This window comes from Hymenobacter metallicola, assembly GCF_004745645.1.
In the GTDB taxonomy this organism is placed as follows: domain Bacteria; phylum Bacteroidota; class Bacteroidia; order Cytophagales; family Hymenobacteraceae; genus Hymenobacter; species Hymenobacter metallicola.
On the sequence record NZ_SRMB01000004.1, the window covers coordinates 368,751 to 380,357 of the forward strand.

Annotated in this window: 9 protein-coding genes; 3 read left to right on the top strand and 6 right to left on the bottom strand. The window is 61.1% G+C overall.

What is annotated here, in order from left to right; genetic code table 11:
• Positions 1-22 precede the first annotated feature (22 nt).
• The gene (gene uxuA / locus E5K02_RS19930; RefSeq protein ID WP_167856502.1) at positions 23-1,273 is read right to left on the bottom strand and encodes a mannonate dehydratase; all 1,251 of its coding nucleotides are present in this window, start codon (positions 1,271-1,273) and stop codon (positions 23-25) included.
• 326 nt (positions 1,274-1,599) lie between these two features.
• On the opposite strand from uxuA, the gene E5K02_RS19935 reads away from it, so the two are divergent.
• Both E5K02_RS19935 and E5K02_RS26320 read left to right on the top strand, forming a co-directional pair.
• Positions 1,600-2,778, top strand: a complete 1,179-nt coding sequence (locus tag E5K02_RS19935) for a LacI family DNA-binding transcriptional regulator (protein ID WP_135397207.1) — start codon at positions 1,600-1,602, stop codon at positions 2,776-2,778.
• A gap of 97 nt (positions 2,779-2,875) precedes the next feature.
• Positions 2,876-3,220, top strand: a complete 345-nt coding sequence (locus E5K02_RS26320) for a hypothetical protein (protein ID WP_240737371.1) — start codon at positions 2,876-2,878, stop codon at positions 3,218-3,220.
• Here E5K02_RS26320 and E5K02_RS19945 read toward each other — a convergent pair.
• The 3 genes from E5K02_RS19945 to E5K02_RS19955 all read right to left on the bottom strand — a co-directional run bounded on the left by E5K02_RS19945 (position 3,217) and on the right by E5K02_RS19955 (position 6,127).
• Complete coding sequence (locus tag E5K02_RS19945; RefSeq protein ID WP_135397209.1) at positions 3,217-4,467, bottom strand: sensor histidine kinase; 1,251 nt, start codon at positions 4,465-4,467, stop codon at positions 3,217-3,219. The two genes, E5K02_RS26320 and E5K02_RS19945, sit on opposite strands and share 4 nt — an antisense overlap.
• Positions 4,464-5,141 carry a response regulator transcription factor gene (locus E5K02_RS19950; protein WP_135397211.1) on the bottom strand — a complete coding sequence of 226 codons (678 nt, stop codon included), beginning with the start codon at positions 5,139-5,141 and terminating at the stop codon, positions 4,464-4,466. Before E5K02_RS19950 ends, E5K02_RS19945 begins: the two co-directional genes overlap by 4 nt.
• 143 nt (positions 5,142-5,284) lie before the next feature.
• On the bottom strand, positions 5,285-6,127 hold the full coding sequence (locus tag E5K02_RS19955) for a phosphatase PAP2 family protein (protein ID WP_167856503.1): 843 nt from the start codon (positions 6,125-6,127) through the stop codon (positions 5,285-5,287).
• A 239-nt stretch (positions 6,128-6,366) separates the two neighbouring features.
• On the opposite strand from E5K02_RS19955, the gene E5K02_RS19960 reads away from it, so the two are divergent.
• Positions 6,367-7,227, top strand: coding sequence for an SdiA-regulated domain-containing protein (locus E5K02_RS19960; RefSeq protein WP_135397215.1), 861 nt, complete (start codon positions 6,367-6,369; stop codon positions 7,225-7,227).
• A gap of 88 nt (positions 7,228-7,315) precedes the next feature.
• On the opposite strand, the gene bglX is transcribed toward E5K02_RS19960, so the two are convergent.
• Positions 7,316-9,673 carry a beta-glucosidase BglX gene (gene bglX, locus E5K02_RS19965; protein WP_135397217.1) on the bottom strand — a complete coding sequence of 786 codons (2,358 nt, stop codon included), beginning with the start codon at positions 9,671-9,673 and terminating at the stop codon, positions 7,316-7,318.
• 880 nt (positions 9,674-10,553) lie between these two features.
• The gene (locus tag E5K02_RS19970) at positions 10,554-11,603 is read right to left on the bottom strand and encodes a LacI family DNA-binding transcriptional regulator (protein ID WP_135397219.1); all 1,050 of its coding nucleotides are present in this window, start codon (positions 11,601-11,603) and stop codon (positions 10,554-10,556) included.
• Between the last annotated feature and the right edge of the window lie 4 nt (positions 11,604-11,607).

The following is an 11,607-nucleotide window of genomic DNA, read 5'->3' on the forward strand; positions in this document are numbered from 1 at the left end:
GCAGAAAGCAGAAGGGAAGGTTCTAGCGGGCAGCTAGCGTAGTGTCGGCGGTGAGCTTGGCGGTGAGGTGGACTTCGGCGGCTAAGGCGTGCCGAATGCCGTGTTCCAGGCCCCGCAGCTCGGCCAGCCCGCGGAGGCGGCCAATGGCCGAGTAGCCGGGGTAGGTTTTCTTTTTCAGGTCGTCGAGCATCTGGTGGCCGTGGTCGGGGCGCATGGGCAGCGTGAGCTCTCCTACCCCGGTCTGGGCGCGGCGCTGCTCTTCCAGCACCAGTTCACGCACCACGCTATACATGTCCACGTCGCCGGTGAGGTGGTCAGCCTCGTGGAAATTGCGGGGGTTTTCTTCCCGCTTAGTGGCCCGCAGATGCACAAAGTGAATCCGGGCACCGAAGCGGCGCACCACCCCGGGCAGGTCGTTGTCGGGGCGCACGCCCAAGGAGCCGGTGCAGAAGGTGAGGCCGTTGGCTGGCTCGTCGTAGGCCGCCAGCAGCTCAGCCAGGTCGGCTTCGGTGCTCACCACCCGGGGCAGGCCCAGCAGCGGGTAGGGCGGGTCGTCGGGGTGAATGCAGAGGTTGATACCCACTTCCTGGGCCACGGGCCCTACTTCCCGAATGAAGTAGTACAGGTTCTGGCGCAAAGCCTGGCTGTCGATGTGGGCATACTCATCGAGCAGGCTTTGAAAGCCAGTCAGCTCAAACGCTTCTTCCGAGCCGGGCAGGCCGAGCAACACGGTGTTGGTCAGCTCGGCAATCTGCTCGGGGCTCATTTGGGCAAACTGGGCCCGGGCGGCGGCAGCTACTTCAGGCTCGTAATCAGCCTCGGCACCGGGGCGCTGCAGAATGCACAGGTCGAACAGGGCAAAATCCTGCCATACGAAACGCAGGGCCAAGGAGCCGTCGGGCAGCTGGTAGCTCAGGTTGGTGCGCGACCAGTCCAGCACGGGCATAAAATTGTAGCACACCGTGCGGATGCCGCAGGCGGCCAGATTGCGCAAGCTCTCCTTGTAGTTCTCTATGTAGGTAGCGCGCGTAGGGCGGCCTTTCTTAATGTCTTCGTGCACGGGCAGGCTTTCCACCACGGCCCAGTGCAGGGGCGAGTAGCTGGCATTGTCGGCTTCAATGATTTGCTGACGGCGCTGGATTTCCTCGACGGGCCACACGGCGCCCACCGGCAGCTGGTGCAAGGCCGTAACGACGCCAGCGCAACCAGCCTGACGAATGTCGAAGAGCGAAACCGGGTCGTGGGGGCCGAACCAGCGCATGGTGTGAAGCATAGCAGAGCGGAGCAAAAAATACAATTTTTTGGACGCTCGTCGGCTTTTCGGGCTGAGGAGCGGTACAAGCCGGAACAAGGCGGATAGGCCTATCTGGTCCTTAAAGATAAGGTAGGTGAACCTATCAAAAACAAGTAAAAAACCGCCATAACTCGCTGGTTTCGAAATAAAAATACCGAAAACGTTTCCGGAATCGTTTTCGATAGGTATCTTTAACGAAGCATAGCGCAAAAAATATTTCGTACATTATCTTCGAATAATGAAACGGTAAGCCACCCGCTCTGCTATCCACCCACCCGGCTTATTGTTAAAAAATACCATTTACCATGATAAAGTGCGTTAAATGCAAGCTGGCTGACGACGTCATGAAAGCCGGCTTCATCCGCGGCCGGCAACGGTTTTTCTGCAAGGCCTGCGACTACCACTTCACGGAAGAGAAATCGGCGCAGGTGCCGGAGCGCAAGCGCCACCAAACCACCATCAGCGACGTGGCTAAAGCCCTGGGTGTAGCCTCCTCCACCGTATCGCGGGCCCTGAACGGGCACAGCGACATCAGCCCCAATACCCGCCAGGCCATTCTGGAAGTGGCCCGCCAGCTCGACTACCAGCCCAACTTGCTGGCCCAGAGCCTGAAAAGCAGTGAAACCTACACCATTGGGGTGCTGATTCCCGACATCGAACGGCCGTTTTTTGCCACCGCCGTCAGCGGCATTCAGCAGGTAGCGGCCGAGTCGGGCTACCGGGTCATGATTTGCCAGTCGAAGGAGTCGTACCAGACGGAGGTGAGCAACGTGCAGGCCCTGATTGCCAGCCGCGTCGACGGGCTGTTGATCTGCCACTCCCGCGAAACCGAGAACTTTGACCACGTGCGCGCCGACGCCTGCCGGGGCATTCCGGTAGTGCACTTCGACCGGGTTTGTAACGAGGTCAACAGTGCCCAGGTAATGCTCGACGACTGGGGTGGGGCCTTTGCCGTAACCGAGCACCTGATTCTGGAAGGCTGCGAGCGTATCGCCATTCTGGCCGGCCCCGACGCGCTGCTCATCAGCAAGCAGCGTATCGGCGGTTACCTCAACGCCCTGCACCACTACGGCATCGAGCCCCGGGAAGAGTTGCGTATTCACACCGACTTCCGCACCGAATCGGCGGTGGCAGCCCTGGATAAGTGGCTGGCCCTGCCCGAGCCGCCCGACGCCATTTTTGCCGTGAACTATACCAACGCCCTGGACGTGATTCAGGCCCTGAAGCAGCGCGGCATCCGCATTCCCGAGGACATTGCCGTGGTCGGCTACGGCGACGAATTCCTGGCCTCGATGATAGAGCCGGCCCTAACTACGGTGGACCTGCACCCCTACCGCATCGGGCAGCAGGCCGCCCGCCTGTTTCTGGACCAGGTACGGCTCAAGGAAAACTTCAAGCCCCGCACCTACGTGCTGTCCGGCGATTTGGTAATCCGGCAGTCGTCGCTGAAAGGTAAAGGCCCGTTGTTCCGGCTGAGTATTTAACAACCAGCCAAAGCAGAACACCTCATGCGGAGCAGAGTCGAGGCATGACGGATGGGTGTAATCAACCGAAAAAGCGCTGACCGCCCCGCTCCAGGGCGTGAAGATAGTTGGGCAGCAGCGGGTTGAGCAGGTTCGACCGGCCGGTAAAAGGGGGCAGCTTACCCTGGGCGGGGCGCGGCACCCGGCGCGAGTAGCGCAGGTGCCCCTGCCCTTGCTAGCTGACCTCGCAGGCCAGTATGGCATTAGAAAACAGATTCCGGTAGCTGCGCCCCACCTGCTGGCTCGTCGGCAGGTGGGGGCCGTGGGTGTTGGTTTGCTCGACGCGCAGGCCGCCCTGGTAGGTCGGGCGGCCGATGGAGTTGGCATAGTTGCCGTAAGCGGCCTGAATGCACTCCTGGTAGAGCCGGCGGTGGCCTTAACCCAAGCGGGCATTACATTCTAGAACTTGACGCGCAAGGTGTGCTCGGCCTCGGGTACAGAAAAGGTGTAGTGCACCGAAAAGCCGTAGTAGCGGCAAATCTGCTGCACGATGGACAGCCCCAGCCCCGGCGACTCCGAGGAGGGGTTGAGTTTGCGAAACCGCTCAAAAAAGCGTTCTGGTTCTTGCGTCAGGGCCGGACCCGTGTTGCGGATGGCCAGCTCGTGCGGCGTTAGGACCCAGTGCAGGCGCCCACCGCGGCAATTGTGCTTTATGGCGTTCTGCAACAGGTTTCCGACCAGAGAATCGGCCAAGGCCGGGTGCATCTGCAGGGCCGGGGCGCCCTGCACCTGGCAGGTTACAACCAACTCTTTCTCCTCAATGAAATCCTGCAACTGAAACAAGCGGTTTAGGAGTACCTGCTCCAGCTGCAGGGCCACGAGTTGGGGAAACTGGCGGTTTTCAATCTTGCTCAGCAGCGTCAGGGCATGGTGCAGGCGGGCTAGGCGCACGGTGGCCGTGTACAACTCGCCCACCAGCGCAGCAGGGGCCGGCGGCAACTCCCCGACCTGGAGCAGCTGCTCGAGCTTGGCCTGCATGATGGCCAGGGGCGTCCGGGTTTCGTGGGCGGCGTTTTCGGTGAAATCCTTGAGCGACTGGTAGTCGGCCGCCAGCCGCTGGCTCATTTGCAGCAGGGCCTGGTTCAGCTCCGAGAATTCATCGATGCTCGTGTGCACGGGCACGTGTAGCGGTTGCTGCTGCTGGAGGTCGTAGTGGCGCAGGGCCTGCAGGGTCTGCTGAAACGGGCTCCAGAGGCGGCGGGCCAGCCAGCGGTTCAGCAGCCCCTGGCTCAGCAGCAGCAGGGCCAGCACCGTGAGCATAACGCTGAGGGCCATTTTCACCATGTCCTCGGTTTCGAGCAGGGACTTGCGCAGCGTCACCCACCGCCTGACGCCGCCCGCCGACACGGGAAAGCTCAGCTGCCGGTAGGGCACCGGTTCCTGCTCCACTGCATCCAGGATGACGGTGTCGCGCAGGCCCAGGGACTGGGCCGCAGTACTTAGCAGCAACTCCCCACCCGAAACGGATTCGGGCAGCCGGCCCGTCGCCTGCACCCGGTGTCGTACGGCCGTTTGCTGGTTGACCAGTTGCTCGCCAACTTCCTCGCGCAGCGCCAGGCCGATGCCGTAGTAGAGCACCACGCTGCCCACGGCAAACACCAGGGTGGCCAGCAGCAGGTAGTAGCGGGTGGTTGTAGCCAGCAGCTTCACGTCGAGCTCAGCTTGTAGCCCATGCCGTAAATGGTGTGGATATAGTTGTCGACACCCTTTTCCTGGAGCTTTTTGCGCAGGTTCTTTAAGTGGGTATAGATGAAGTCGAAGGAGTCGGCCGTGTCGGCATCGTCGCCCCAGAGGTGCTCGGCAATGCTTACTTTGGTCAGCACCCGGTTGGGGTTCGCCAGCAGAAACAGCAGCAGGTTGTACTCCATGCGCGTGAGCGTCAGGGGCTCGTCGCGCACGAGCACCAGGGCCTGGTCCGGAAACACGCTCAACTCCCGAAACAGCAGCTGACGCTGCCCCTGAAACTGCCGCCGCCGGATGATGGCCTTGAGGCGGGCGTTGAGCTCGGCCAGGTGAAACGGTTTGGCCAGGTAGTCGTCGGCGCCCAGCTCCAGGCCCAGCACTTTATCGTCGAGCGAGTCGCGGGCCGAAATAATAAGCACCCCGGCCCGGGAATTGTCGGCCTTGAGCGTGCTGATCAACGCCAGGCCATGGCCGCCGGGCAGGGTCAGGTCTACCAGCACGCAGTCGTAGGCGTAGAGCTTGACTTTTTCGTGGGCTTGCGGGTAGTCGGCTGCCGTTTCGCAGACGTAGCCGTCCTGCCGCAGGTACTCGGCCAGGGAGCTACGCAGGGCCGGCTCATCTTCGACAATCAGAATCTTCATGCGCGTAGATAGGCAACTAAGGAAACGGGAAGAACCTGTACCAAAACGCACGCAAGATTCTGCCGCCATTCTGAGTTTCAGATGAAGCCAGCACTTCCCGGCAACCGGTTACCGCCTCCGCTGTGCCCCTGCCGCTTGGCGGCCTACTTGGGCTGCCAGGTAAAACGCAGGCCCGGCACCCCGGCCAGGCTGCCCGTGGGCGTGTAGCCGGTCTGCCAGGTAGGCGAGAAGCTCATGCCCTTGGGCAGGTTGGGCTTGCGGCCCCAGCGGTTGCGGTGGGTGAGGTAGCCCAGGTGGGCCGACAAAATACCGAAGCCCGCGCCCGCCACCACGTCACTTTGCCAGTGCTTGGTGTTGATCATGCGCAGGGCTGCCACGCTGGTAGCAATGGTGTAGGCCCCGATACCATACCACTGGCTTTGGTCGCGAAACTCGGTGTGCACGATGCTGGCGGCCAAGAAGGCCTGGGCCGTGTGGCCGGAGGGGAAGGAATAGTTATTCGATTTGTCGGGCCGCTCTTCCTTGACCAGATATTTCACCGAAAAAGTCGTAGCCACCATAATAGCCTCGCTTTTCAGGATAACTAGCAGGGTATTCAGCCGGTCATTGCGCGACTCTACGCCGGCCAGCGTTACCAGGCCCAGCTCGGCATAAGGCGCAAAAATCAGGATATCGTCGAGGCGGGTACGGTAGGTCGGAAACAGCTTGTGAATGTCGCGGTTGGCCTGCTCGTTGGTATAGAAGCCGCGGTTGTTGACGTGCAAGGCGCCGTAGGTAATCAGCACGGCCGGCACAATGGTGGCCTTCACCAGCTTGCCCTTATACCAGGGCTTGGCCGCGCCGGACGGCGCGGCGGTCGGATTCTCGAATTTATGGGTGGTGTCGGCCGGGGTACTTACCGGGGGCGTCACCTGGGCCAGAACGGGAGCAAACGAGGCGGCCCACAAGGCCAGGGCTACTACACCACGGGTAAGAGGAATCGGCATAAGACAGAAAAGGCAAAGGAAATCGAAGAAAGGTACTGCAAGAACGCCAAAACAGCATTTCGGGAGCATACGCAGCCAGTCTGAAGCAATTCTGAGGCTGCCGCTGCCCGCCTGCCGGAAAGAGGACTGCTTACGCACCTGCTGTCACCGGCGTTTACCAGAACCGGATTTTTACCCCAACCTCTCCCCCGGGGCTGCGTTGTAAAGACCGACCAGTTCCCGCTCCTTCTCTTCGCGCTATGAAAACAGTACTTCTTTGGCTTACAGCCGCTTGCCTGCCGACCAGCGCGGCTATGGCCCAGTCCAGCAGCCCGGCGGCCGCCTACGACTTCGACCACCCCACGGCCACTTACTCGCTACCCGAGGCCCTGCAGGAAATTTCGGGTATTGCCCTGCTCTCCGACCAGCGTATCGGCTGCATCGAAGACCAGACCGGCACGCTCTACATCTACAACCTGGGCAGTAAAAAGCTGGAGTCGACGCTGAAATTTGGCAAGAAAGACGACTACGAGGACGTGGCGCGGGTGAAAAATGCCTGGCTTATCCTGCGCAGCGACGGTACGCTGCTGAAGCACACCGACCAGGGCACCACAACTACCTTCGATACGGGCCTAACGGCAGCCAACGACCCGGAAGGCCTCAGCTACGACTCGCGCACCGGCGCGCTGCTGGTAGCCTGCAAGGGTGCGGCGGGCCTGGGCCAGCCCGATCAGAAACGGGCCATCTACCGCCTCGACGCCTCCACCTACCAGGCTGAGCCCAAGCCCGCCTACCTCCTCGACGTTGCCGAGCTCATTGCCCTCGATAAGCGCCAGGACGAAGGCAACACCATCAACCGGTTTGCGCCCTCGGCTATTGCCGTGCACCCGCTCACCCGCCATATTTTTGTGCTGGCCGCCAGCGGCAATGCCTTGGTGGAGCTGGACGGGCAAGGTAGTCTACTGAAGGTCCAGAAGCTGCCCCGCAAGCTGTTTCCCCAACCCGAGGGCCTAGCCTTTGCCCCTAATGGCGACTTGTACATTGCCAGTGAAATCGGCGACAACGGCAAAGCCGGCATGATTCAGTTCTTCCGGTCCTCCCCTATTGCCGCCAATAAATAAGCCACAAGCAGCCTGTTAGCAAACCAGGCCGACTACAGAAGTAGTCGGCCTGGTTTTGTTGGTCCCTAAGCTAAGCGACGGGCCTTTTCTAGTTGGCAGCTTGTCCATCCACGAGCTTGAAACTGGCTTGCTGGGTGTCGCGGGAGTTGGGTCCGATGAAGATCTGGAACTCGCCGGGCTCGGCTACCCACTGCAGGTCGTTGTTATAAAACTTCAAATCGTCGGGGCTCACGTGGAAGGTAAGCGTGCGGCTCTCCCCTTTCTTGAGCATCACTTTCTGAAAGCCTTTCAGCTCCCGTACCGGGCGCGAAACGGAGCCTGCCACGTCGCGCAGGTACAGCTGGGCCACTTCTTCCCCGTCGAAATTGCCGGTGTTTTTTATGGTCACCTTTACGTCCAGCCCGCTGCCGGGGCTGATGGTGGCACTGCTGAGCTCGGGCTTGGAAAACGAGAAACTAGTGTAGCTCAGGCCATAGCCAAAGGGATAGAGCGGCTCGTTGCTGATGTCGAGGTAACGCGACTTGTACTTGGCCAGGCGCTCTTTGGGGTCGGCCGCGTCGAAGGGCCGGCCGGTCATCTTGTGGTTGTAATACAGCGGCACTTGCCCCACCGATTGTGGGAAGGTGGCTGTGAGCTTGCCCGAGGGGTTGTAGGCCCCAAACAGCACGTCGGCAATGGCATTGCCGCCCTGGGTGCCGGCAAACCAGGTTTCCAGGATAGCATCGGCGTTCTGCTGCTCCCAGTTCAGGGTCAGGGGGCGGCCATTCATGAGCACCACGACCAAGGGCTTACCAGTTTTTTTCAGGGCCTTGAGCAGCTCCAGCTGGGGGGCCGGCAGGCCAATGTCGGCGCGGCTGGCGGCTTCACCCGTCATGCCCTGCGACTCGCCCACCACGGCTACCACCACGTCGGCGCCCTGGGCGGCCAGCACCGCTTCCCGGATCATTTCCTCGGCCGGGCGTTTGTCGGGCACAATATCCCCGGAATACGCGTTCAGACGCTCGACCAGCAGGGCGTCGTCGGTGAAGTTGGCACCCTGGGCCGTCACGATTTTCACCGAGCTGCCGGCCACATTCCGGATTCCCTGCTCTACCGACACCGCCTGTTTCCAGTCGCCGGCCCCACTCCAGCTCCCGATCAAATCGCGCTGCCGGGTGGCCAGGGGGCCTACCAGCGCAATCGTGCCCGCCTTTTTCAGGGGCAGGGCGTTGTTGTCGTTTTTGAGCAGCACGAAGCTCTTGCGGGCCACGTCGCGGGCGTCGTCGAGAAACTCCTTTTTCATGAGCGTCGCTTTCGCCCGCTTTTCACTCACGCCCCGGTAGGGGTCTTTGAACAACCCCAGCTTGTACTTGCCTTCCAGCACTCGGCGGCAGGCCTGGTCGATAGTTTCTTGGGTTACGGTGCCATCCTTGAGGTTTTGGGCTAGGTTTTTCAGGAACACCTCGCCCACCATATCCTGGTCGGCCCCGGCGTTCAGGGCCATGGCCGACACCTGGGCATCGTTGCCGACCCCGTGGTTCACCATCTCGTTGATGGCCGTGTAATCGGTAGCCACAAAGCCCTTGAATCCCCACTGCCGGCGCAGCAAATCGGTTAGCAGCCACTTGTTGCCGGTGGCCGGCACGCCGTTGATGTCATTAAATGAGCTCATCACCGAGCCCACCCCAGCTTCCACGGCAGCCTTGTAGGGCGGCAGATACTCGTTGTACATGCGCGCCAGGCTCATGTCGGTCGTGTTGTAGTCGCGCCCGGCCTCGGCAGCGCCGTACAGGGCAAAATGCTTGAGGCAGGCCATGACGGTGTTGTTCTTGGTCAGGTCGTTGCCCGGGCCCTGGTAGCCGCGCACCATGGCCCGGGCCAGCTCCGAGCCCAGGTAAGGGTCTTCGCCCCCGCCCTCGGCAATACGGCCCCAGCGCGGGTCGCGGGCAATGTCGACCATGGGCGAGAACACCCAGTGCAGCCCATCCGCCGCCGATTCCTCGGCCGCTACCCGGGCACTGCGTTCCACGGCCGCCATATCCCAGGTAGCCGATAGGCCCAGCGGAATCGGGAAGATGGTGCGGTGCCCGTGAATCACGTCGTAGCCGAAAATGAGCGGAATGTGCAGGCGCGACTCTTTGATGGCCATTTCCTGAAGCTTGCGCGCGGCCACGGGCGTGTAGGTATTGAATACGCCGCCGACCAAGCCCTTGCGGATGTTGGCATCCACATCCTTACTGACTACGGGCCCGGTTACATCGAAGCCCACGGTTATCAGGTTGAGCTGCCCGATTTTCTCCTCCAGCGTCATCTTGCTCATCAGCTCGTCGATGAAACGCTGCATTTTTGGGTCGTCGGCAATAGTGGTGGAGGTAGCCGAGCGCGGGGCGGCTTTCTGGGCGTGCAGGGCCGGCCCCAGCAGCAGCCCCAGCGACAACAGCACGGCAGTACGGAAGGTAGGTTTCATGAAACGGAAATAGAATTGTGAGAAAAGCCGCCACAGGCCCACACGTACGGACCCCGCGCCCAAATCGGCGCGCTTCGTTGTTATCTAACCGTTGACACCTCGGGCGAAGTTGCTCAGCACATATCCCGGGCAGCATCTTTAGCTAAGACGTGCGACGGGTTGGTTTTGGGTCAACGGAAATAAATCGAGGGAAGGAAGCCGGGCTTCGGCGGCCGCAGGCACAGCGGCGGAGCATGGGGCCAACAGCCCGGGGCACCAAGCTTGGCAGCCCCAGACCAAGCGAGAGCAAAACCGGTACTCAGGGAGCCAGATTGCCGGCCGTCCGGGTCAGCTTTGCCAGGGTGGTGCTACTTCACACCCGTATGGCAGCCGGCCGTTGGTCGGCCGCTTGGGCCCTGGGCAAAGCAGTTTGCGCTTAGTAAGAAAGCAGATTTCCGCGGCCGAACCAAGCCTGCGGCCAGCCCGGCCGCGGCACTACCCGTCTGCTTCTTGTTTATCAATACTTTCCGAGGCGGCGCCGGCAAAAAAATATCGGAACCGCGTCTATTCTCCCCTGGCTTGGGGAATTTTAACTCCATATAACCAGTGGCAAAAGCTCGGTTTGACCGGCTCCTCTTAGAGGTACTGCACTAAGGTATCAGGAGTTCTTGCCCCCTGCCCTGGTTTGCTGCCCGCCGTGGGATTCTGGGCTGGTCGGCCCCGGCGGCAGCTGCTGAAACACCGGCTTCCCTGCGCTGGGCTAAGGGGCTAGTGTCAGCTAGTTGGCAGGCCTATTTGCAGGCCAGCGCACTGCCCGCCAGCTTTTGTCTTGCGGGGCCGAATCCGGTTTAACTAATTTTTTAAAGTCTGCAAAAACTGCCCTGACGCCGAAATTTGCGTGTTATGTAAGTGTATAAGCGGGCCGGGCGGCTTGGGGAGCCGGCAGGGTCGAGGCTCGCACAACCAGCTCCGACTTCAGCACCAGACTTTGGGTCGGCGAGATGACGCGGTTTTTGCTAATGGCCAGAAACAAGATCTTTGCGGCCTCCTTCCCGATGGAGTAAGCGGGCTGAGTGATGGTCGTCAGCGGGGGGTCGAGCAGGGCGGCAATTTCCAGGTTGGAGAAGCCAATGATCTTGATGTCGCCGGGAATGGAGCGGCCCAGGTTGCGGCAGGCTTCGTAGCTGCTCATAGCCTGGCTTTCGACCGAAGCAAAAATACCGTCGACCTCGGGGTGGGCTTCCAGCAACTGTTGAATCTGGATGACGTCCTGCTGCTTGGTTTCCCGGGCCAGCAGCACCAGGCTTTCTTCGTAGGGCCGGCCGGCGTCGGCCAGGGCCTGCACGTAGCCTTCCATGCGCCGCCGCCCAATCGACAGGTTCTGCGACACGGCCAGGTGGAGGATGTGGCGGCAGCCAGCTTCGAGCAGGTGGCGGGTGGCTTTGTAGCCACTCTCGAAGTCGTCGGTCGTGACTTTGGCCGTGGGCATCTCGTCGTAGACCCGGTCGAAAAAGACAATGGGAATACCCCGCTCCCGTAGAAACTCCAGGTGGGCAAAATCGGCGCTTTCACTGGCCACCGACACCAGCAGGCCATCGACGCGGCCACTGGCCAGCAGCCGGGCCATGGCCAGTTCGCGCTGGTAGTCCTCGTGGGTGAGGTAGATCAGCACGTGGTAGTTGTTGGAGCGGGCCACTTCCTCAATGCCATTAATAGCCAGGGAGAAGAAATGGTTGGCAACCTCGGGAATAACGACGCCAATCGTCTTGCTTTTCTGACGCCGCAGACTGCTGGCGTAGGGGTTCGGCTCATAGTTGAGCTTGTTGGCCAGGGCCCGCACCCGGTCTTTGGTGGCCTGCGAAATGTCGTACCGGTCGTTCAGGGCCCGCGAAACGGTGGCCACCGACAGGTCCAGCTCCTGCGCCAGCTTTTTCAGGTTGATGGGTTTCATGGCT